At 68.7% G+C, this 21,967-nt stretch carries 19 protein-coding genes and 1 pseudogene; 14 read left to right on the top strand and 6 right to left on the bottom strand.

What is annotated here, in order from left to right; all coding sequences use genetic code 11:
* Positions 1–54 precede the first annotated feature (54 nt).
* The 9 genes from G6N56_RS10690 (at position 55) to G6N56_RS10650 (ending at position 10,881) form a co-directional block, all read left to right on the top strand.
* Positions 55–1,776 (top strand): nitric oxide reductase activation protein NorD, encoded by a 1,722-nt coding sequence (locus G6N56_RS10690; RefSeq protein ID WP_180150515.1) that lies wholly within the window; start codon positions 55–57, stop codon positions 1,774–1,776.
* Positions 1,773–2,579: a CbbQ/NirQ/NorQ/GpvN family protein gene (locus tag G6N56_RS10685; RefSeq protein ID WP_142280418.1), complete on the top strand. Its 807-nt coding sequence runs from the start codon at positions 1,773–1,775 to the stop codon at positions 2,577–2,579. Before G6N56_RS10690 ends, G6N56_RS10685 begins: the two co-directional genes overlap by 4 nt.
* An 82-nt stretch (positions 2,580–2,661) precedes the next feature.
* Complete coding sequence (locus G6N56_RS10680) at positions 2,662–3,780, top strand: ABC transporter substrate-binding protein (protein WP_085253934.1); 1,119 nt, start codon at positions 2,662–2,664, stop codon at positions 3,778–3,780.
* A gap of 3 nt (positions 3,781–3,783) precedes the next feature.
* Positions 3,784–4,908, top strand: coding sequence for a spirocyclase AveC family protein (locus G6N56_RS10675; RefSeq protein ID WP_085253935.1), 1,125 nt, complete (start codon positions 3,784–3,786; stop codon positions 4,906–4,908).
* Entirely contained in the window at positions 4,901–5,878 is a 978-nt protein-coding gene (locus G6N56_RS10670) for an SDR family oxidoreductase (protein ID WP_085253936.1), read from the top strand. Before G6N56_RS10675 ends, G6N56_RS10670 begins: the two co-directional genes overlap by 8 nt.
* Positions 5,878–7,092 carry a cytochrome P450 gene (locus G6N56_RS10665; RefSeq protein ID WP_085253937.1) on the top strand — a complete coding sequence of 405 codons (1,215 nt, stop codon included), beginning with the start codon at positions 5,878–5,880 and terminating at the stop codon, positions 7,090–7,092. The genes G6N56_RS10670 and G6N56_RS10665 overlap by 1 nt, the downstream gene beginning before the upstream one ends.
* A gap of 91 nt (positions 7,093–7,183) precedes the next feature.
* Positions 7,184–8,668 (top strand): aldehyde dehydrogenase family protein, encoded by a 1,485-nt coding sequence (locus tag G6N56_RS10660; protein WP_085253938.1) that lies wholly within the window; start codon positions 7,184–7,186, stop codon positions 8,666–8,668.
* Between the two features lie 264 nt (positions 8,669–8,932).
* On the top strand, positions 8,933–10,081 hold the full coding sequence (locus G6N56_RS10655; protein ID WP_085253939.1) for a thiolase family protein: 1,149 nt from the start codon (positions 8,933–8,935) through the stop codon (positions 10,079–10,081).
* Between the two features lie 53 nt (positions 10,082–10,134).
* Entirely contained in the window at positions 10,135–10,881 is a 747-nt protein-coding gene (locus G6N56_RS10650) for a crotonase/enoyl-CoA hydratase family protein (protein ID WP_232069328.1), read from the top strand.
* Between the two features lie 77 nt (positions 10,882–10,958).
* Here the strand turns inward: G6N56_RS10650 and G6N56_RS10645 are convergent, their stop codons facing one another.
* From G6N56_RS10645 to G6N56_RS28635, 3 genes and pseudogenes are all read right to left on the bottom strand, one after another.
* Positions 10,959–11,975 (bottom strand): NAD(P)/FAD-dependent oxidoreductase, encoded by a 1,017-nt coding sequence (locus G6N56_RS10645; RefSeq protein ID WP_085253941.1) that lies wholly within the window; start codon positions 11,973–11,975, stop codon positions 10,959–10,961.
* On the bottom strand, positions 11,972–12,472 hold the full coding sequence (locus tag G6N56_RS10640) for an isoprenylcysteine carboxyl methyltransferase family protein (RefSeq protein WP_169717509.1): 501 nt from the start codon (positions 12,470–12,472) through the stop codon (positions 11,972–11,974). The genes G6N56_RS10645 and G6N56_RS10640 overlap by 4 nt, the downstream gene beginning before the upstream one ends.
* Positions 12,473–12,474: 2 nt before the next feature.
* A pseudogene (locus G6N56_RS28635) lies at positions 12,475–12,751 on the bottom strand (type III polyketide synthase); the annotation flags it as partial.
* A 233-nt stretch (positions 12,752–12,984) separates the two neighbouring features.
* Here G6N56_RS28635 and G6N56_RS10635 point away from each other — a divergent pair.
* Positions 12,985–14,130, top strand: coding sequence for an NAD(P)H-binding protein (locus G6N56_RS10635; RefSeq protein WP_085253943.1), 1,146 nt, complete (start codon positions 12,985–12,987; stop codon positions 14,128–14,130).
* A complete protein-coding gene (locus tag G6N56_RS10630; RefSeq protein ID WP_085253965.1) occupies positions 14,127–14,849 on the top strand; it encodes a CPBP family intramembrane glutamic endopeptidase in 723 nt (240 codons plus the stop codon). The genes G6N56_RS10635 and G6N56_RS10630 overlap by 4 nt, the downstream gene beginning before the upstream one ends.
* A 6-nt stretch (positions 14,850–14,855) precedes the next feature.
* On the opposite strand, the gene G6N56_RS10625 is transcribed toward G6N56_RS10630, so the two are convergent.
* Both G6N56_RS10625 and G6N56_RS10620 read right to left on the bottom strand, forming a co-directional pair.
* Positions 14,856–16,193 (bottom strand): SDR family oxidoreductase, encoded by a 1,338-nt coding sequence (locus G6N56_RS10625; RefSeq protein WP_085253944.1) that lies wholly within the window; start codon positions 16,191–16,193, stop codon positions 14,856–14,858.
* 85 nt (positions 16,194–16,278) lie between these two features.
* Positions 16,279–17,091: an enoyl-CoA hydratase gene (locus tag G6N56_RS10620; RefSeq protein WP_085253945.1), complete on the bottom strand. Its 813-nt coding sequence runs from the start codon at positions 17,089–17,091 to the stop codon at positions 16,279–16,281.
* A 91-nt stretch (positions 17,092–17,182) separates the two neighbouring features.
* Here G6N56_RS10620 and G6N56_RS10615 point away from each other — a divergent pair, with 91 nt between their 5' ends.
* Positions 17,183–18,265 carry a CaiB/BaiF CoA transferase family protein gene (locus G6N56_RS10615; RefSeq protein WP_085253966.1) on the top strand — a complete coding sequence of 361 codons (1,083 nt, stop codon included), beginning with the start codon at positions 17,183–17,185 and terminating at the stop codon, positions 18,263–18,265.
* A gap of 39 nt (positions 18,266–18,304) precedes the next feature.
* The gene (locus G6N56_RS10610) at positions 18,305–19,057 is read left to right on the top strand and encodes a 3-hydroxyacyl-CoA dehydrogenase (protein WP_085253946.1); all 753 of its coding nucleotides are present in this window, start codon (positions 18,305–18,307) and stop codon (positions 19,055–19,057) included.
* A gap of 134 nt (positions 19,058–19,191) precedes the next feature.
* On the opposite strand, the gene G6N56_RS29465 is transcribed toward G6N56_RS10610, so the two are convergent.
* The gene (locus tag G6N56_RS29465; RefSeq protein WP_142280419.1) at positions 19,192–19,323 is read right to left on the bottom strand and encodes a hypothetical protein; all 132 of its coding nucleotides are present in this window, start codon (positions 19,321–19,323) and stop codon (positions 19,192–19,194) included.
* A 304-nt stretch (positions 19,324–19,627) separates the two neighbouring features.
* Here G6N56_RS29465 and G6N56_RS10605 point away from each other — a divergent pair, with 304 nt between their 5' ends.
* The gene (locus tag G6N56_RS10605) at positions 19,628–21,961 is read left to right on the top strand and encodes an MMPL family transporter (protein WP_085253967.1); all 2,334 of its coding nucleotides are present in this window, start codon (positions 19,628–19,630) and stop codon (positions 21,959–21,961) included.
* Positions 21,962–21,967: the final 6 nt, after the last annotated feature.

Genomic DNA, 21,967 nt, shown 5'->3' with positions numbered 1-21,967 from the left:
TTACGGTGGAACAGAAATTTGGTCAATGAACCGCTGACGGCTCGGAGGTTGAGCGTGGGGAACGACGCCCGTGCCGACCGGCTGCCGGGCCTGGGCATGATCGCGTCCGCGCTCGCTGGCCGAACGGTGGCGGTCGTCGAATTGCCAGCGGGCCAATCGCCGTGGACGGACGGCCAGACGATTCACGTGGCGGCCGGTGCTCCGGCCGGGGGCGAACACCGCGCCCTGAAGGCGGTCGCCGTGCATGCGTCGATGATCGCGGCGGGCAGCCTGCACCCAGACGTGCTTCGCCCCATGGTGCGACACCCGCGGCTGGCCAGGCGCTTCCTGGCGGTCGAGGGCCACCGTGCGCTGGCCGCCAATCGCGATGTGCTGCCGGGAATTCTGGCATCATTCGGCGACCAGGAGATCGCGGGTCGCAGCCGTTCGCCGGCGATGTCGCTTCGGATAGCCATGGGGCGCGGCAAGCTCGACGACCCGCCGACCGAATTCGGGGTGATTCGTCCCGCCAAGGTGCTCTCCGCGTGTTCCGCAGCGGCGCAACGACAGGAGGACCGGGAGGATCCGCAACATGTGCCGCGGGGTCCCGGAGCGCGCGAACTCGCGGATCTCGATGACGGCGCGACCGACGATTCCGATGGCCCGGACTTGTTCACCAGCCTCGTCGGCGGGGGCGGCTTGATCGGGAGATGGCTGAAGAAACTGCTGTCGCCGGCGCGCAAGAACGGCCGCGGGGCCGGACCGCCGGGTGCGGATTCGCCCACGCATCGGACTAATTCGGGGCCCCGCGGTTCGCGCGCCGTGTCGTCGCTGGCGTCTGCGTCGGGGGCCGATGTGCGCGACGAGCGGCCCTCGACGGCGGGGCAGGGCATCCCGTATCCGGAATGGGACGCCACCCGTCGGACGTATCGGCACGCATGGTGCACCGTGTGGGAGGTCGAGCCGGCGATCAAAGCGCAGGCGACGCAGGCAATCGACGATGCTGCCGGCGTGCGGCGCGCCCTCTCGCGCCTGGGGATGGGCCTGCACCGGCGCCGCCGCCAGTCGCAGGGCGACGACATCGACATCGACGCGGCGGTCGAAGCGCGTGTCGACGCGGCGGCCGGGTCCGTACCCGGCGAAGCGGTCTACTTTGACACCGTGCGGCGCCGGCGCGACCTGGCCGTGCTGCTCCTTCTCGACGTTTCGGGATCGGCGGGGGAGCCCGGGACCCTGGGACGGACGGTGCACGAGCACCAGCGCGCGACCGTTGCCAACCTCGCGGTCGCGCTGGACGGCCTCGGTGACCGGGTCGCTTTGTACGCCTACTACTCGCAGGGCCGGCGGGCGGTGAGCATGGTGGCGGTCAAACGGTTCGACGACCACCTGGACTCCCGAGTCATGAAGCGGCTCAACAGCCTCGAGCCCGGTGCCTACTCGCGCCTCGGGGCGGCCATCCGTCACGGGTCGGCGGTCCTGGAGGCCCGCGGCGGCACGTCCAGGCGACTGCTGGTTGTCGTGTCCGACGGACTCGCCTACGACCACGGGTATGAACGCCCCTACGGCGCCGCGGACGCGCACCGCGCCCTGGGCGAGGCCCGCCGCCGCGGCACCGGTTGCGTGTGCCTGACAGTCGGCGCGGGCACCGACGTGCGCTCGCTGCGGCGGGTGTTCGGCAGCGCCGCGCACACGACCGCCTCGTGCCCGGATCAACTCGCCGGTGTGATCGGACCGCTGTTTCGATCCGCGCTGCGCTCGGCCGAGTCGCGCCGCGCGGTCCATCGGAGGTTTGCGTGACGAACGACGTCCGGCCCTATTACACGGCCATCGCGGGCGAGGAGGCGGTCTTCAAGGCGGCCTACCGACAGGGTCTGGCACTCGTGTTGAAGGGGCCGACGGGCTGCGGCAAGACGCGCTTCGTCGAAGCGATGGCCTACGACCTGGGCCGGCCGCTCATCACGGTCGCCTGCCATGACGACCTCACCACCGCCGATCTCGTCGGCCGCTATCTGCTGCGCGGCGACGAGACGGTCTGGGTGGACGGCCCGCTGACCCGTGCGGTGCGCGAGGGGGCAATCTGCTATCTCGACGAGGTCGTCGAGGCTCGGCAGGACACCACCGTGGTGCTGCACCCGCTGGCCGACCACCGCCGGCAGCTGCCCATCGAGCGTCTCGGCGTCACGCTGGACGCGGCGCCCGAATTCGGTCTGGTGGTGTCGTACAACCCCGGCTACCAAAGCGTGCTCAAGGACCTGAAGGACTCGACGCGGCAGCGCATGGTCGCCATCGAATTCGGTTTTCCCGCACCGGACGTCGAAGAGAAGATCGTCGCGCACGAGGCGGGCGTGGACGGTGCCACCGCGGCCGAGCTGGTGCGCTTCGGACAGGCCATCCGGCGGCTGGAAGCGGGGGGGCTGCGTGAAGTCGCGTCAACCCGGGTGCTCGTCGCCGCGGGGAGGCTCGTCGCCGAGGGGCTGCCGATGCGGCAGGCGGCGCGGGCCGCGATCGCCGGGCCGCTGACTGACGACGTGGCGGTGGGCGGGGCACTTTGCGAGATGATCGACGTCTACCTGAACGGGACCCAGCGCTCCGGTGATTGACGCTGCATACGGCCACGGCTAGGGTCGGAACAAATATTAGGTTGACGCTGACGGTCCGCCGGTCCGTCATCCGGGAGGTCGGATGTCCTACGAAAGCAGCGCGGAGCCGATCAAGGTCGGCTACTTGATGGACTTCACGCTTCCCCCGGGTTTCCCGGACGGGATGAAGGCCGACTTCACGCGATGCTTCGATCTCGTCTTCTCCGAGGCCGTCGAGCACGGGCTGCTGGACCGGCCCGTCGAAATGCGGTATCGCGAAGTGGAGGGGCTGCCCAAGGGCTCGGTCAAGGCGGTAGTCGACGCCTTCGGTGAGCTGGTGGACGAGGGCTGCCTGGTGGTGTTCGGTCCGCACATCACCGACAACTGCGTGCCCACCCGCGAGGCAATCGAAGATAGATTCAAGGTCCCGGCGATCAGCGTCACGGGCACCGATGACTGGTTGGGCGAGTGGACTTTCGCCTTCCCGCAGGGATCGATGACCGACGAGCCGATCTTCATCGCCGACCTCGTCGGCAAGCGGGGGATCACCGAGATCGGGGTCCTCGTCGAGCAGAGCCTGATCGGCGAAAGCTACCTCAGGAATCTGCGAAGCGCGTGCCGGCGCAAGGGCGTTCGCATCGTCGCCGAAGCCGCGATCGCGCAGACCGCGCAGGACATCGGCGGCGCCGTGCGCACCCTGCACGACGCGAAGGTCGAAGCGATCGTGCACCTGGGTTTCGGGTTCGGGATCGTGTTCGTCAACCCTGCGCTGCAGGCGGTCGACTGGGACCCGCCCAGGTTCACGACCACGGCCTTCCAGAACGCGTGGGTGAATCCGACCATGTGGGACGCGTTCACGGGCTGGATCGGGGTCGATCAGTACGACGAACGGAATCGGCTCGGCCAAGGCTTTCTCGACCGGTACGCCACAAAGTACGGCGGTAGGCGCCCCGAATACTGCGTGCCCGTGGTCAATCACGACGTCGCCGCCACGCTCGTGCATGCCTTTGCCGAGGCGCACCCGCTCAGCCCGCGTGGTGTCAAGGAGGCGCTGGAGAGGGTGAAGATGATGCCCGCCGCGTCGGGCGCACCCGGCACTCGCGTGTCGTTCGGCAAATGGACGCGACGGGCGTGGATGGGTGCCGGCTACCTGGTGGCACGCACCCTCGACGCCGACGGTGTCACTTCGCATCTGGTCGACCGGTTCGGGGAGGAGGCCTGACCCATGTCCACCGACCAGTCACACGCCACGGACGAGGCGGCCAGCCGGCCGGGTGAGAAACGCGGCCGGGGCGGATGGGTCGCCGGCGCCGCCCTGGCGGCGTTCGTGCTGTTCTTCGTCGCGAACTGCCGCACCGCCCTCGACCCGCGTGTGGCCAACCCGAACGTGCAGGGCCGGCCGCGCCCCGTCCGATTCGTCTTCGGCTTGGACTACATCACGTTCCTGCACATCTCCACCGTGGTCATGCTGTCGGTGCTGCTCGTGGTGTTCGTCAGGGGCTGGCGGCGAAACCCCGGTAGTCCGGTGCTGCTGATGTTCCTGTGCACCACGCTGATCGTGTGGCAGGACCCGATCATGAACTGGGCGCCGTTCGCGGTGTACAACCCCGACCTGATCCACTGGCCGGAGTCGTGGCCGCTGGTGTCGCTCTCGCCGACCGTCGAGCCGTTCGTCGTATTCGGTTACGTCACTTTCTATTTCGGGCCTTATTTTCCGGCGGTCTGGATCCTGCGCAAACTGCAGACCAAGCGCGGGCCCCGGGCATTCGTGTCGCGGCACCCGCTGGTCAGCCTCGGCCTGCTGACCTGTGTGATCGGCTTCGTCTTCGACGCGTGGCTGGAGATCCAGCTCGTCCACATGGGCATGTACATCTACTCGCAGGTGATCCCCTGGGGTTCGGTATTCACCGGCACGACATTCCAGTTCCCACTGATCTGGGAGTCGTTCTCGGTGACCTTCGTGATGGTGCCCGCGGCGATCCTGTGTTATCGCGACGACACCGGTAGATCCGTGGCGGAGAAACTTGCCGCGAAAGCCGAAGTCTTCCCGGCGCGCCCGGTGCTCGGGACGTTCCTGGTGATGTTCGCGATCATCAACGTGTCGTATTTTGCCTACGGGGCGTGGTTCGCCGTGATCAAAGCCAGTAAAGCGGCAACGTCGGTCGCCTGCCCCTGGCCGTACCCGGAAGCCAAAGTCTTTGACCCGCAGGGTTTCTACGAGAGGGCCGGTGCTCAAGGACCATACTCCGTCGGCATCTGGTCGACGTGGATGAGCGGGCAGCCGGGCGGACGGCCGCACGTCCAACCCCCACCGCCGGGTCGGGGCCGGTGTGCCGGCAACAATGGCTGAGCCCCGCACGGTCGTCATCACCGGCGCCTCCCGAGGACTGGGCTTCGCGTCGGCGGTGCGGATGTACTTCGAGGGATGGCGCGTGATCGCGGCCATGCGCGCCCCCGACAATGCAATGCCGCCGCTGCGCGAGGCGACCGGTGCCGGACAGGGCGACGACCGGCTGGTCGGCGTGCAGCTCGACCTGCTGGACGCCGACTCGATCGCCTCGGCCGCCGAGGCGATCGAAGAGTCCGTCGGCGCGCCATATGCACTCGTGCACAACGCCGGCATCTCCGCCGCCGGGATGGTCGAGGAGACCGATACGATGTTGTGGCAGAAGATGTTCGCCACGCATGTCCTGGGTCCCGTCGCGCTTACCAAGGCGTTGTTGCCATCGATGCGGGCGGCGGGCCAGGGGCGCATCGTGCTCGTGTCCAGCGTGGCCGGGGTCCGCGGGCAGCCGGGCACCGCGCCGTACTCGGCGGCCAAGGGAGCCCTGGAGCGGTGGGCTGAGTCGATGGCCGTGGAGATCGCGCCGTTCGGCCTCGGGGTCACCGTGTTGGTGGCCGGCACGTATGACACCGACATCATCACCGACGCGGGCACCACCGACACCCGTGACCTCGGCGGCCCGTACGCCCGGCTGCACCACACCATGAACAGCCGGGGGCGGTTCGCGGTGAGCTTCGCCCGCCGGCCCGAACGGTTCACCGACGGCCTGGTCGCGGCGCTGGATGAGCGCAGCGCATTCCGCCGCCGCGGGGTCGGCCCGGACGCCTCGATGCTGTTGGTTGCCAACAGGATTGCGCCGGCCGCCGGCATGCACCACGTGTCCAGGATCGTGCTGGGCATCCCCAGGCAGGGCTCGATGCGGGACGGGGCGTGGCCGTTGACAGTGGGCCAGAGGGCCATGGTGTTCGCCACGCGGGTTCTGCCTAATCCGCTGTTACGGCGCTTGGCAAACCGACGCGAGCTGAAGGAGCAGTGATGGAGCAGCTTTTCGACGACCTGGAAGACTTCGGTGCCTTCGACGACGCGGTGTCGGGTGACGTGCGCGACCCGTACACCGAACTGGCGAGGTTGCGCCGCGAGGAGCCCATCCAGCGCCTGGACGTCTCCGGCATGCCGCACGAGGAGTCCAAGCCGGTCTTCATCGTCTACCGCCACGAAGAGGCCCAGCAGATGCTGCGCGACAACGAGACGTTTTCGTCGGCGGCCGTTATCGCGGCGTTCGGCCCGGTGCTGGGGGAGCGCGTCATGCTGGGCATGGACGAGCCCGTGCACGGCCGGTTGCGGGCGCTGGTGTCAAAGGCGTTTTCGCAGAAGGCCTTGGCGCGCTGGGAAGACGAGCTGGTCGGGCGGGTGGGCAATAGCCTCATCGACGGGTTCGTCGCGAACGGCAAGGCCGACCTGGTCAAGGAATTCACCTTCGACTACCCGAGTCGGATCATCGCGGGCCTGCTGGGCCTGCCGGAGGAGGATTATCCGCAGTTCCAACGCTGGTCGATCTCGTTGTTGAGCTGGATCCTGAATCCCGAACGTGGCCTTGCCGCCTCGGCCGCGCTCTGCGGTTACTTCGCGCCGATCCTGCGGGCCCGCCGCGCCCAACCCAGGGACGATCTGATCAGCGCGCTGGCCGAGGCGGAGATCGACGGGGAGAAGCTGGCCGACCAGGAGATCTACTCGTTCCTGCGCCTACTGCTGCCTGCCGGGGTGGAGACGACGTACCGGTCGCTGGGCAATCTGCTTCTCGCGCTGCTGTCCGACCCCGCGCAGTTGGATGCCGTCCGCGCGGACCGGTCGTTACTGCCCCAGGCCATCGAAGAAGGCGTGCGCTGGGAAGCGCCCCTGCTGACCATCACCCGGGTCGCCACCCGCGACACCGAACTCGGAGGGGTGCCGATACCGGCCGGCTCGACTGTGATGCCGATGCTGGGCGCCGCCAACCGGCAGGAAGACCGCTACCCCAATCCGGATACGTTCGACATCTTTCGGCAACCGCGGGCGCACCTGGGCTGGGGGCACGGCGTGCACGTCTGCCTGGGCATGCACCTGGCGCGGCTGGAAATGCGCACCGCCGTCAATCTTTTGCTCGACCGGCTGCCGAACCTGCGGTTGGACCCCGACGCGGACGACCCGCACATCCGCGGCCAGGTTTTCCGCTCGCCGACGTCGGTGCCGGTGCTTTTCGACCCCCGGTAACCGGCCCCGCAGGAGCTGGACCTTGCCAATCGGTTAGTTTCCGGTAAGGCTCTCCATAAGCCCCTCCGCGATTCAAAAGAGAGTGACAGATATGACCGAGGCTGTAAAGGTTCGATTCGAACCGAAGATGATGATCGACGGCAAGCTGGTCGACGGCCAGGCCGGCACCTTCACCAACGTCAATCCCGCCACCGAGGAGCCGCTCGGCGAGGTCGCCGACGCGTCCGTCCAGGACATGCACCGGGCCATCGACGCCGCCCGGCGGGCCTTCGACGAGACCGACTGGTCGACCAACCACGAGTTGCGCAAGCGCTGCCTGCTGCAGCTGCACGAGGCGATCGAAGCGGAGAAGGAGGAGCTGCGCGAGGAGCTCATCCTCGAGGTGGGGTCGCCCCGCGCGATCACGTTCGGCCCGCAACTGGATGCCCCGCTGGAAGACGGATTGAAGTATCCCGCCCGGCTGATCGATGAGTACGCGTGGGAGACCGACCTGGGCGACAAGGTGATCAGCCTGACCGGAACGCTGACCACCCGCAAGGTGTGGCGGGAACCGGTCGGTGTGGTGGGCGCGATCGTGCCGTGGAACTTCCCGTTCGAGGTCACCATCAACAAGCTCGGTCAGGCGCTGGGCACCGGCAACACGGTGGTGCTCAAGCCGGCGCCGGACACGCCGTTCAACGCGACCCGGCTGGGCCGGCTGATCGCCGAAAAGACCGATATCCCACCGGGTGTGGTCAACGTCGTCACCGCGTCGGATCACCTGGTGGGCGAGGAGCTCACGCTGTCGGCGAAAGTCGACCTGATCTCGTTCACCGGTTCGACCGCGGTGGGCAAGCGGATCATGGAAAAGGGCGCGGCGACAATGAAGCGGCTGTTCCTGGAACTCGGCGGCAAGTCGGCCACCATCGTGCTGGAAGACGCCGACTTCGGACTGGCCTGCGCGATCGGCATCGCGCCGTGCATGCATGCCGGGCAGGGCTGCGCCAACCCGACGCGGATGCTCCTGCCGCGGTCCCGCTACGACGAGGGGGTGGCGATCCTGAAGAGCATCTACGAGAACGTTACGTGCGGCGACCCGCAGGACCCCGGAACGCTGTGCGGCCCGGTGATCTCGGACAAGCAACGCAAGCGCGTGCTCGGCTACATCGACAAGGGCGTGGAAGAAGGCGCCACCGCCCTGGTCGGCGGGCCCGACGCGCCCACCGGTTTCGACCGCGGCTTCTATGTCAGGCCAACGCTTTTCGTTGACGTCGACAACAAGATGACGATCGCGCAGGAGGAAATCTTCGGCCCGGTGCTGTCGGTCATCCCGTTCGACGACGAGGAGGAAGCGATCCGGATCGCCAACGACAGCGCGTATGGGCTGGCCGGCAACGTCATGTCGGGCTCGCTGGAGCACTCGTTGGCGGTGGCCCGCCGCATCAAGGCGGGCTTCATCGGCGTCAACGGCGGCGCGCCGTACGGCGCCGACACGCCCTTCGGCGGGTACAAGGCCAGCGGGGTGGGCCGCCAGAACGGTGTCGCCGGGTTCGACCAGTACACCGAGATCAAGTCGGTGGCCTACCCGGCGGGGTAGGGGGCGCCGCTGGCCTTGACGCCTCTGACGTCGCCGACGCCTCTCGCGCCTCTGTCGCCGAGATCGCGGTCAGGGCTGTGATCACCGGCGAGATCGCGACGCTGGCTGCTATCTGGGTGAGAAGCCGGGACGCCGTGAAAGGCGACAAGTCGACACGGCGCCACCTGAAAGGAACCACCCCGCCCTCAAACCTCCCAACCCCTTGGTTGACAATCGACGAAAGGCCCACTTCGTCTGAAGACCAAACGTCAAAGGAGACACACCATGGCCGAAGCCGTCATCGTCGAGGCAGTGCGCTCACCGGTCGGCAAGCGCAACGGCGGACTGTCCGGGGTACACCCGGCGGATCTGTCCGCTCAAGTCCTCAACGGGCTGGTCGACAAGACCGGCATCGACCCCGGCATCGTCGACGACGTCATCTGGGGCTGCGTCATGCAGGCCGGTGAGCAGGCCCTCGACATCGGCCGCACCGCGCTGCTCGCCGCCGGCTGGCCCGAGACCGTGCCCGGCGTGACCGTCGACCGCCAGTGCGGCTCCAGCCAGCAGTCCATCCACTTCGCCGCGGCCGGCGTGGTGGCCGGGCACTACGACGTCGTCGTTGCCGGCGGCGTGGAGTCGATGTCGCGGACGCCGATGGGCTCGTCGCTCGCCAATGGCGGCCGGCCGTACCCGCAGACGTTCCTGGACCGCTACGAGGGCCGGATCCCCAATCAGGGCATCGGTGCCGAGATGATCGCCGAGCAGTGGGGGCTGGACCGCACCGCGCTCGACGAGTTCTCGCTGGGCTCGCACGAAAAGGCGGCGGCCGCACAGGATTCCGGTGCGTTCGACGACCAGATCGTGGGCATCAAGGATCAGGACGGGAACGTCGTTCTCAAGGACGAGGGCATTCGCCGCGGCACGCCGATGGAGAAGATGGCGTCGCTGAAGCCGGCGTTCAAGGAGGACGGCGTCATCCACGCCGGAAACTCCTCGCAGATCTCCGACGGCTCGGCGGCCCTCCTGTTCATGTCGGCCGAGAAGGCGAAGTCGTTGGGGCTCAAGCCGATCGCCAGGGTGCACACCGCGACGCTGGCCGGCGCCGACCCCGTGATCATGCTGACCGCGCCGATCCCCGCGACGCAGAAGGTGCTGAAGAAGTCGGGCCTTTCCATCGGCGATATCGGGGCCTACGAGGTCAACGAGGCGTTCGCCCCGGTACCGCTGGCGTGGCTCAAGGAGATCGGCGCCGATGAGAAGAAGCTCAACCCCAACGGCGGCGCCATCGCGCTGGGCCACCCGCTCGGTGGCTCGGGTGCGCGGTTGATGACCACTCTGCTGTACCACATGCGGGACAAGGGGATTCGCTACGGACTGCAGACCATGTGCGAGGGCGGCGGGCAGGCCAACGCGACCATCGTCGAACTGCTGTGACGCAAGCCGGGAACGGTCAGCCGGCTGTGCTGGCCGAACGCCGCGGCAACGTCATGGTCATCACGATCAACCGCCCCGAAGCTCGTAACGCGATCAACGCGGCAGTGAGCATCGGCGTCGGGGTCGCGCTGGACGAGGCCCAGCGCGACCCCGACGTGCGTGCCGTGGTGATCACCGGCGCGGGCGACAAGTCGTTCTGCGCGGGGGCCGACCTCAAGGCGATCGCGCGCCGCGAGAATATCTACCACCCCGATCACGCCGAGTGGGGCTTCGCCGGCTACGTGCGCCACTTCATCGACAAGCCGACCATCGCCGCGGTCAACGGCGCCGCGCTCGGTGGCGGCACCGAGATCGCGCTGGCCAGCGACCTGGTGGTGGCCGCGACAAACGCCAGCTTCGGTCTGCCGGAGGTCAAGCGGGGGCTGATCGCGGCCGCGGGCGGCGTCTTCAGGATCGTGGATCAGCTGCCCCGCAAGGTGGCGCTCGAACTGCTGATGACGGGTGAACCGCTCAGCGCGCCGGATGCCCTCAGGTGGGGCCTGATCAACCAGGTCGTCGAAGACGGCTCCGCGCTCGATGCCGCGCTGGCGCTGGCCGGACGGGTGACCGTCAACGCGCCGTTGTCGGTGCAGGCCAGCAAGCGCATTGCCTATGGCGTCGACGACGGCGTCATCACCGCTGACGAACCGGGATGGGAGCGCACCGTGCACGAGATGCGCACCCTGATGAGGTCGGAGGACGCCAGGGAAGGCCCCTTGGCGTTCGCCGAAAAACGCGAACCGGTCTGGAAGGCCCGCTAAAGGGCGCGAGCAGACGCAAGAGCCCGCGACACGCCGAGCCGTGGACGGCTTTTGCGTCTGCTCGCGGTGCGGAACAGCTAGCGCGCCAGCGTGTTCACGCCCCACCGGAACACGGGCGGTAGCGCGGCGGCCGCGGGCACGATGGCGCGCCGCGCCGCCGGTGGCGCGCTGGCCAGCACCAGCCCCCGGGTGAGTAATCGGTATTTGCGCGTAACCCGTTGCCACGCAGCCTCATACGACGACGGTGCGTCGTTGACGATGGCATCGATCGCCGCTGCTGCCTGCTTGACGGCGAGACTGACGCCCTCGCCGGTGAGGGCGTCCTCGTAACCGGCCGCGTCGCCCACCAGCAACACCCGTCCCGCGACGCGGCGCGAGACCACCTGACGCAGTGGGCCGCAGCCGCGCGCCTGCCCGCGGGGCGCGCCCTGCAAGTGGCGGGACAGCCAGGGAAACCAGGCGAGGTCGGGCCGCCCGGCGCACAATATAGCCACGCCTACCAGGTCCGGCTCCACGGGCGTTACGTACGCCTCGCCCAAGCGTGACCAGTGCACCTCGACGAACTCCGACCACGCGGGGACCTTGAAGTGCCACCGCACGCCGTGGCGGCGCGGGGTCCCGGCCGTGGCCTTAATGCCCAGCGCCCGGCGTACCGGGGAATGCAGCCCGTCGGCCGCCACCATCCATTTGGCGTGCACACCCGCCGCCGCGACCCCGTGCGCGTCCTGCCGAACGGTGGTCACCCGGTCCCGGATCCATTCGGTGTCTTGCTCTTTCGCGCGCGCGGCCAGCGCGGCGTGCAGCGTCGTGCGTCGCACCCCTCTGCCCGGACCGCCGCGAAACCGGGCACTCGCCCGGCGGTCCTCGCTCACGTAGGCGATGCCGCGCAGCGGCATGCCGGCCGGGTCGACGCCGAGCGAGGTCAGCTCGGCCAGTCCACCGGGCATCAGGCCCTCGCCGCACGCCTTGTCGATGGGGCCCTCGCGGGGGTCGACGACGATCACCGAAAGCCCGTGCCGGCGGGCGTTCAACGCCGCGGCGAGGCCGCCGGGGCCGCCGCCGACGATCAACAGATCGGCGTCGTAGTCCGTCATGCGTAGCCCAGCGCCGAATTCTCCACGTTTATGCGCGCCCTCAGCAGCATCGCGTTCGCCAGCGTGAAGATGACCGCGGTCAGCCATGCGGTGTGTATCAGCGGCAGCGCGAACCCCTCAGCCACCACCGCAACGTAGTTCGGATGGTGAATCCATCGGTAGGGGCCGCCTTGCACCAGCGGCGCATCGGGGACGACGATCACCCGTGTGTTCCACCGCGGACCCAGCGTGGTGATGCACCACCAGCGCAACAGCTGGCTCAGCGCCGCGATGGCGAGCATCGGCCAGCCCAGCCACGGAATGAACGGCCGGTGTAGCGCCAAGGGCTCGATGACGCAGCCGAGCAGCAGCGCGGTGTGCAGGACGACCATCACCGGGTAGTGGGATTGACCGAACTCCTTGCCACCCCGGGCGAAAGACCACCGGGCGTTGCGCTTGGCCACCACCAGCTCCGCGACGCGCTCGAGCGCGACCGCGAAGATCAGCAGGTAATACATGCCTACAGTGTCCACCAGCGTGACCAGCCGAGCAGTACGAGTTCGGTAGCAAAAGCCGGGGCCCATTGCGATCATCAGCCCGGTGGAGCCCTCGGCGGGCGGGTCGGTCAGCTGAGACCGCAACACGTCCAGCAGCGACACCGACGACGGGTTGCCGTGCTGGCGCAACGAGTTTCTCGTGTGCTCCAGGGCGTCGGCGGGCAGGTCCAGCACTGCTTCGACGACGTCGATCGCCTTGGGTCGGGCAGTGTGGCACACCCACGTCGAGACGTCGCCGGGAGTCCGCGCGCTAATGGCTTCGTCTTGCGTGTACCCGTTGGGGCGGGAATGTGACGGCGACCCCGCGACGGACGGGTTCGACGGACTGGTTCGTTGCCGAGGTTTGCGCTGTCAGCGTTGCGGTGGTTATCCCCGCGGGACTGCCCCCGTTGATCTCCTCCATCAACCAACCGCGGTGCAGCCATCTCACGTGCCGGCCGTCACAGAATGGATCCTGCCGCTAGGGTCGGGGCATGCGGATTCTTGTTACCGGCGCCACCGGCTACGTGGGATCGCGGCTGGTCACCGAGCTTCTCGCCGACGGGCACCAAGTATTCGCGGCGACGCGAAAGCCGCAGCGCCTCAGGCGGTTCGGCTGGTACGACGACGTCATCCCGGCCGCCCTCGACGCGTCCGACGCGGCGTCGGCACGCGCCGCCTTCGCCGCGGCCGGTCCGGTCGACGTCGTGTATTACCTGGTCCACGCGATCGGCCAGCCGGGCTTTCGCGAGGCCGACCGGGCCGCCGCCACCAACGTCGCGCTCGCTGCCCGGGACGCCGGGGTGCGGCGCATCGTCTACCTCGGCGGCTTCGTTCCCGCCGGCGGGGCGCTGTCGACGCATCTGAGCAGCCGGGCCGAGGTCGCCGAGGCGCTGACGGTCGAGGGCGGCCCGGAACTGGTGTGGCTGGGCGCGGCGATCATCATCGGCGCCGGCTCCACGTCGTTCGAGATGATGCGGTACGTCGGCGACCGGTTCCCGCTCATCCCGACCCCGAGCTGGATGGACAACCCAATCGATCCCATCTCGATCCGCGACGTGCTGCACTATCTCGTCGCCGCCGCGGATCCCGAGAAGGTGCCCGCCGGCGCCTACGACATCTCCGGTCCGGCGACAACGTCCTACCGCGCGCTGCTCAGGGCCTACGCGCGGGTCTCCGGCAGGTGGCACGCCGATTTGCCGGTCGGCAGGATCGACACCGCGCTGGCGTCGCTGGTGACGAAGGTCGCGTTGCCGGTGCCCGCTGGCCTGGCCGGGGACCTCGTCGAGTCGCTGGACCACCCGATGGTGGCGTCGGTCAGCGGCCTGCGCGACAAGGTGCCCGATCCGCCCGGGGGGCTGCTCGGCGTGGATGACGCGATCGCGCTGGCGCTCGAGGGGTCGAGCCGCAGGCCGCGGCCGGTCAACGCGCTCACCGACCCACACCACCTGGCCGACACCGATCCCGCCTGGTCGGGCGGCGACGCCCTGCGGATCCGGCGCCTCGCCCGCGCCTTCACCCCACCCATCGCGCGTCCGACGCTGCGGCTGGTCAACAGCGTCCCGGGTCCGCTCGCCGGCGCGCTGCGGACCGGCCTGGACATCCTGTTTGCCCTGAACGCGAAGGTGTGGTCGGCGTGAGCGGGTCCACCACACCGGTCCACGGCAGCGCCCTGGCCGAGTTGTGGCGCGCGGCGACCAATGTCGCCCCCCGGCACAACGAGCCGCCCGGCGTGGTGCGACGACGACGCGTCATTGTCGTAGCCACCCTTGTCATCGGCGCGGCTGTGCTGGGCTGTTCGCTGCGGGTCCATCCGGGCGAGTCGACCTTCTACTGGCTGACGCTTGCGCTGGCGGGGGTGTGGTTCGCCGGCGGCTTCGTCTCGGGCCCCCTGCACCTGGGCGGCATCTGCTGGCGCGGCCGCAACCAGCGACCGGTCATCACCGGGACGACGGTCGGCCTGCTGCTGGGCGGAGCTTTCGTCGTCGGCGGGCTGATCGTCCGGCAGATCACGCCGGTCGCGGAGCTGATCACCCGGGTGCTGCTCTACGCGCACCACGGGTGGTACCCGGTGATCGTGGTGATCACCCTCGTCAATGGCGTCGCCGAGGAAGTGTTCTTTCGCGGCGCGCTCTACACCGCCCTGGGGCGCTACCACCCCGTCGTCATTTCGACCGTCCTCTACACGTGCGCGACGCTCGCCAGCGGCAACCCCATGCTGGGCTTCGCCGCGATCATCTTGGGAACGGTGTGCGCATTCGAGCGCCGGGCGACCGGTGGTGTCCTGGCGCCGATGCTCACGCACCTGGTGTGGGGCCTGATCATGGTGCTGGTGCTGCCCCCGATGTTCGGGGTCTGACGCCTGCTATCCGGTCGAACCGACAACCTCGCGGGTCAGCGCCCGCATCGCGGCGGTGTGGGCCGGGCGCGCGAAGAACCAGTACGCCCGGCCGGGCACGCCGCTCGGCAGGAAAATGGAGCGCTGGGTGTACCGGGTGCCGTGACCGTCCTGCGGCGCGACGGTGATCTCGAGCCATTCCCGTCCCGGCGCCCTCCGGGTGGAGCGCAGCCGCAACAGGGTTCCTGCCGCGCGCTCCTGGACCTGGAAGACCGGCCGGGACCTGACGGCATCCTCCGCGGCCTTCCAGACCTCCTCGGGCGGGGCGGAGGTGGTTGCCGACCGCTCGTCGGTGTAGACGATTTCGCCGGCCCAGTCGGGGTCGCTGGGCAGCGCTGCGGCCGGTTCGGTCCGCAGCGAGGACCAGGTGGCGTCGGGCAGCCCGCGTTTGGCCCGGTCGAGCGCCAACTCGACGGCGCGCCGATATGCGATCAGGCCGCCGGGCGGCGGTTCGATGATGCTGTCGACGTCGTGGTTGCGCATCACCGCATCGCATTCCAGCGACTCGATCAGTGGCCGTGCCAGCCCCGGCGGGATCGGGGTGACCGCACCGATCCAGAGGCTGGCGATCGTCGGCGTCAAGAACGGCAGCACGATCAGGTGGCGCCTGCCCAGCCCCGCCACGTCGGCGTAAACCCGCATCATGTCGCCGTATTCGAGGACGTCGGGGCCGCCGATGTCCCACGTCCGCGAGGACGGGACGGGTGCCGTCGCCGCGGCGACCAGGTAATGCAGCACGTCGCGCACCGCGATCGGCTGGATCCTGTTGTGCACCCATTTCGGCGTGGTCATCACCGGCAACCGGTCGGTCAGGTGGCGGATCATCTCGAACGAAGCCGAGCCCGAGCCGACGACGACCCCCGCCTGCAGCACGACGGTCTCGATCCCGGAGTCGATGAGGGCCTCGCCGACGGCCCGGCGCGACTCGAGGTGCGGCGACAGTCTGCGACCCTCGGGATGCAGCCCACTCAGGTACACCACCCGGCGCACCCCGGCGCGCGACGCGGCCGTCACGACGTTGCGGGCCGAGCGAGCCTCCTCGTCGGCGAAATCCTTCGCCAAGCCCATCGAGTGAACCAGGTAGTACACGACGTCGATGCCGTCGAACGCCGCGACCAGCGAATCGGCGTCGCCCAGGTCGCCCCGGGCGACCTCCGCCCGGTCTCGCCACGGCACGCCGGCCAACTTGTCCGGCGTGCGGGCCAGCGCGCGAACCTGATGGCCCTCGTCCAGCAGTCGCGGCACGAGCCGGCCGCCGATGTAACCGGTCGCCCCGGTCACCAGGCAGCGCACCTGTTGAGCCATCGGTTCTCCGTTCCTCGCGGGTCAGTCGTAGGGATCCGACGTCAAGGAGGGGTTACCGCCTCTGCCCACCGGTAAGCGTGGGAACTCAGCGATCGGCGAAGTTCGGCGCGCGGCGTTCCTGGAAGGCGGTGGTGCCCTCTTTGAAATCGTGCGACACCAAGAGGCGTGTCTGCCCCTCGAACTCGCGCTCCAGGGCCGGATCCAATTCGGTGAGCGTGGCCGCGTTGATGGCGTGTTTGGTCTTGGCGAACGCCACCGCCGGACCCGCCAACAGCCTGCCGACCACCTTGTCCACCTCGGCGTCGAAGCCATCCGCGGGGTAGACCGCGGTGACCAGGCCCCACGAGAGCGCCTCGGCGGCCGGCAACCGCTCGGGCAGCAGGGCCATCCGCATCGCGCGGATGCGGCCGACCGCGGCCGCGACCAACGCCGACGCGCCGCCGTCGGGCATCAGCCCGATCTTCGTGAAGGCAAGCATGAAAAACGCTGCGTCCGAAGCCAACACCACGTCACATGCCAGGGCGAGCGATACGCCCACGCCGGCCGCCGGGCCCCGGACGGCGGCCACCACCGGGTGCGGCAGCGCGGCGATGGCGCGGATGAGCCGGTTGATCTCCAGGACGATGTCGTCCGGCGGGATGCCGCCGCCCGTGGACGTGTCGTCGGCGCTGATGCCCGCCCCGGAGCAGAAGCCGCGGCCGGCCCCGCCGAGGCGGACCACCCTGACGTCCGGGTCGGTGGCAGCGCGTTCCATCGCATCGGCGATCCCGGTGATCACCGGAACGGTCAGCGAATTCAGGCTGTCCGGGCGGTTGATGGTCACCGACAGCACGCCGTCGGTCAGCGTGACGTCGAGGCCCGCGACGGGTGCAAGGGTGGCGATTCCAGAATCCGGCATGGGCCTCAGATTAGGTGACCGGGCTGCGCGGCCGTCGACCGCGGCTGAGAAGATGCCAACGACGTCGGTGCGGACGAAAGGTCGGAACATCATGGCTGGACCGTTGAATGGGCTGCGGGTTGTCGAGTTGGCTGGCATCGGTCCCGGTCCGCATGCCGCGATGATCCTGGGAGATCTCGGCGCGGACGTGGTTCGCATCGACCGTCCTTCGAAGGGGCCCAGCGGCGCCGTGAAGGACGCGATGCTGCGCAACCGGCGCATCGTGACCGCCGACCTCAAATCCGAGGAGGGCCGCAAACTCGTCCTCGCGCTCGTGGCCAAGGCCGACGTGTTGATCGAGGGCTACCGGCCCGGCGTCACCGAGCGGCTCGGCCTCGGCCCCGAGCAGTGCGCCGAGGTCAACGACCGGCTGATCTACGCGCGGATGACCGGCTGGGGGCAGGCCGGCCCGCGCAGTCAGCAAGCCGGCCACGACATCAACTACATCTCGCTCAACGGGATCCTGCACGCCATCGGCCGGGCGAACGAGCGGCCGGTTCCGCCGCTGAACCTGGTCGGCGACTTCGGCGGTGGCTCGATGTTCCTGTTGGTCGGCATCCTCTCGGCGTTGTGGGAACGGCAGGTCTCCGGCAAGGGTCAGGTCATCGACGCCGCGATGGTCGACGGCTCCAGCGTGCTGATCCAGATGATGTGGCAGATGCGTGCCTCCGGACTGTGGTCCGACGTCCGGGGCACCAACATGCTTGACGGCGGCGCGCCGTACTACGACACCTACGAGTGCGCCGACGGCCGCTACGTCGCCGTCGGCGCCATCGAGCCGCAGTTCTATGCGGCCATGCTCGCCGGCCTGGGGCTCGAGGGCGCCCAGCTGCCCGCGCAGAACGACGTCGCCCGCTGGCCCGAGTTGCGGGCCGCTCTGACCGAGACCTTCGCCAAGCACGATCGCGACCACTGGGCCAAGGTGTTCGCCGATTCCGACGCATGCGTGACGCCGGTGCTGGCGTTCGGCGAGGTACAGACCGAACCGCACATCACCGAGCGCAACACCTTCTACGAGGTGAACGGCGGCCTGCAGCCGCTGCCCGCGCCGCGGTTCTCCCGCACCGCGCCGGAGACCCCGCGGCCGGCGGCGCCGGCAGCCGACATCGAAGCGGTCCTGAGCGACTGGGTATAGTCACCAACCAACTGGTTGGCTGGATTGGGAAGGGTTCGGATGGAGATCAGAGACGCCGTAGCAGTCGTCACCGGGGGCGCGTCAGGCCTGGGCCTGGCCACCACCAAGCGGCTCCTGGACGCCGGCGCTCAAGTGGTGGTGCTGGACCTGCGGGGCGAAGAGGCCGTTCGCGAACTCGGCGACCGCGCGCACTTCGCGCAGACCGACGTGACCGACGAGGCCGGCGTCACCAAGGCCCTGGACACTGCCGAGTCGCTGGGCCCGGTGCGGATCAACGTCAACTGTGCCGGCATCGGTAACGCCATCAAGACGCTGTCCAAGGACGGCCCTTTCCCGCTGGCGGGGTTCCGGAAGGTCGTGGAGGTCAACCTGATCGGCACGTTCAACGTGTTGCGGCTGGCGGCCGAGCGCATCGCCAAGACGGAGCCGCTCGGTGAGGAGCGGGGCGTCATCATCAACACCGCCTCGGTCGCTGCGTTCGACGGCCAGATCGGCCAGGCCGCCTACTCGGCCTCCAAGGGCGGAGTGGTCGGCATGACCCTGCCGATCGCGCGCGACCTGTCCCGCGAGCTGATTCGGGTGGTGACCATCGCGCCCGGGTTGTTCAAGACGCCGTTGCTGGGCTCGCTGCCGGAGGAGGCGCAGAAATCGCTCGGCAAGCAGGTGCCGCATCCCGCCCGCCTGGGCGACCCCGACGAGTACGGCGCTCTGGCCGTGCACATCATCGAGAACCCGATGCTCAACGGCGAGGTTATCCGCCTGGACGGCGCCATCCGCATGGCGCCCCGCTGAGTAAGTCGGCATAACGAAAGCCCCCCGCGTTGCGCGGGGGGCTTTCGTTATGGGTGAGGTCGCCTAGCGGCGGAACCACCGGCTGACGGCGGGTTCGGCCATTAGTAACCGTGCAAGCATGCTCATGATTTACCTCAACTCGCCGTCGGCAGTGGCTGGTACTCGTCGAACTGTTCTGACGTCAGGCCTTCCACCAACACGTCCCCGTGGTAGAGGGCCTCGAAGTCAGCCTTGATGACGTCGGCACTCGTGTCGTCGATCCACATGACACTGAGCGTATGGGTCGCCTCTAAGGAATCTTTGAGTCTCGATTCGGAAAATGATGGCAATTTACCGGCGGGTAGGTTTTTCGCGGTCTTGCCCGCGATCCCAGCCCCGGCGGCTTATTCGCGGCATATTTTTCTGGCCGGACTCTTACCGTCGCGCCGGTTTGAAAATGCCTTGAACCGGGATCCGCTTGTCGCCGTGCTTAGGGGAGGCGTTGTTTGACGCCTGTAAGTTAGCGTTGATAAGTTATCGCGAATTAGCAAGCGGCCAGCGCGTTTGGCAACGGCGGCGGAAGGGCTGGACATGCTGCAGCGGATCGCTCGACTGGCCATCGCCGCCCCGCGACGCATCGTCGCGATCGGATTCCTGGTCTTCGTCGCCGCCGCGGTCTTCGGCATCCCGGTCGCCGACAGTCTGTCGGCGGGCGGTTTCCAGGATCCGAACTCCGAGTCGGCCCGCGCGATCCGGGTGCTGACCGACAAGTTCGGGCAGAGCGGCCAGCAGTTGCTGATCCTGGTGACCGCGCCGTCGGGGGCCGACAGTGTGCAGGCCCGCAAGGTGGCCACCGAGCTGGCCGGCGATCTCCAACAGTCGCCGCTGGTTTACAACGTCTCCTCGGCGTGGACCGCGCCGCCGCAAACCGCGAAGACGTTGACCAGCGCCGACGGGAAGTCGGGCCTGATCGTCGTCAACCTCAAGGGCGGCGAAAACGACGCTCAGAAGAACGCGCAGAAGTTGTCCGACGCGTTTGTGCACGACCGTGACGGAGTGGCCGTCCGTGCCGGTGGCTCGGCGATGCAGTATGCGCAGATCAACAAGCAGAACCAGGAAGACCTCCTGGTGATGGAGATCATCGCGATCCCGCTGAGTTTTTTCGTTCTCGTATGGGTGTTCGGTGGTCTGCTCGCGGCGGCGTTGCCGATGACCCTCGGAGCGCTGGCCGTCGTCGGGTCGATGACGGTGCTGCGGCTCATCACGTTCACCACCGACGTCTCGATCTTCGCGCTCAACCTGAGTACAGCGCTGGGGCTGGCACTTGCGATCGACTACACGTTGTTGATCGTCAGTCGCTATCGCGACGAGTTGGCCGACGGCAGCAGCCCGGAAGAGGCGTTGATCAGGACGATGGCCACCTCGGGCCGCACGGTGCTGTTCTCCGCGGTGACCGTGGCGCTGTCGATGTCGGCCACGGCCCTGTTCCCGATGTACTTCTTGAAGTCGTTCGCCTACGCCGGGGTGGCCACCGTCGCCTTCGTTGCGACCGCGTCCATCGTCATCACCCCCGCCGCCATCGTGCTGCTCGGCCCGAGGCTCGACGCGCTGGACGTGCGTCGGCTCGTGCGCCGGGCGCTGCGCCGGCGGGAGCCCGTGCACAAGCCCGTCGAGGAGCTGTTCTGGTACCGCTCGAGCAAGTTCGTCATGCGCCGCTGGCTGCCGATCGGCATCGCCGTCATCGCGCTGCTGGTGCTGCTGGGACTCCCGTTCACCGGGGTCAAGTGGGGGTTCCCGGACGACCGGGTGCTACCGCGCTCCGCGTCGTCGCATCAGGTCGGCGACCAACTGCGCACCAATTTCGTCAACGATTCCGCGACGGCCGTGCCCGTCGTCATCCCGGACGCGCGGGGGCTGAGCCCGGCCGACCTCGACCCGTACGCGGCCGACCTGTCGCGCGTCCCAGGCGTGTCGGCGGTGAATGCGCCAACCGGGACGTTCGTCGGCGGCAATCGGGTCGGGCCGCCGGCCGGCGCCACCGGAATGGCCGACGGCAGCGCGTTCCTGACGGTCAACAGCACCGCACCACTGTTCTCGCAGGCCTCCGACGCCCAGCTCAGGCAGCTGAGCGAGGTGCCCGCGCCGGCCGGGCGGGCCGTCGAGAAAGCCGGCGTCGCGCAGGTCAACCGCGACAGCGTCGACGCCGTGACCGGCCGGCTTCCGCTGGTACTGGGGCTGATGGCCGCCATCACCTTCGCCCTGCTGTTCCTGTTGACCGGCAGCGTGGTGCTGCCGGTCAAGGCGCTGCTCTGCAACGTCCTCTCGCTGACGGCGGCGTTCGGTGCGCTGGTGTGGATCTTCCAGGACGGGCATCTGGGGGCGCTGGGGACCACCCCGAGCGGCACGCTGGTGGCCAACATGCCGGTGTTGCTGTTCTGCATCGCCTTCGGCCTGTCCATGGACTACGAGGTGTTCCTGGTGTCCCGGATTCGGGAGTACTGGCTCGCGTCCGGCGCGGCCCGCCCGGCGAAGGTGGGCGGGGCGCAGGCGCATGCCGCGAACGACGAAAGTGTCGCGCTGGGCGTGGCACGCACCGGGCGGGTGATCACCGCCGCCGCGTTGGTGATGTCGATGTCCTTCGCCGCCCTGATCGCTGCCCACGTGTCGTTCATGCGGATGTTCGGCCTGGGACTGACGCTGGCCGTGTTCGCCGATGCCACGCTGGTGCGAATGGTGCTGGTTCCGGCGTTCATGCATGTGATGGGCCGGTGGAACTGGTGGGCGCCCAAGCCGCTGGTGTGGCTGCATGAGCGGTTCGGTATCAGTGAGGGGCTGCCGCCGGCGTCCGGCCCCGACGAGCCGATCGCCGGGCCGGTGCGGCATAACGGCCGCGTAATCAGTGAGTCGGTGACCAAAATTGGTTAGCCGGCC

The sequence above is a fragment of the Mycobacterium saskatchewanense genome, assembly GCF_010729105.1.
GTDB classification, from domain to species: Bacteria; Actinomycetota; Actinomycetes; order Mycobacteriales; family Mycobacteriaceae; genus Mycobacterium; species Mycobacterium saskatchewanense.
The sequence above is the reverse complement of the archived record's forward strand: the minus strand, read 5'-3'. Positions and strand labels throughout refer to the sequence as shown.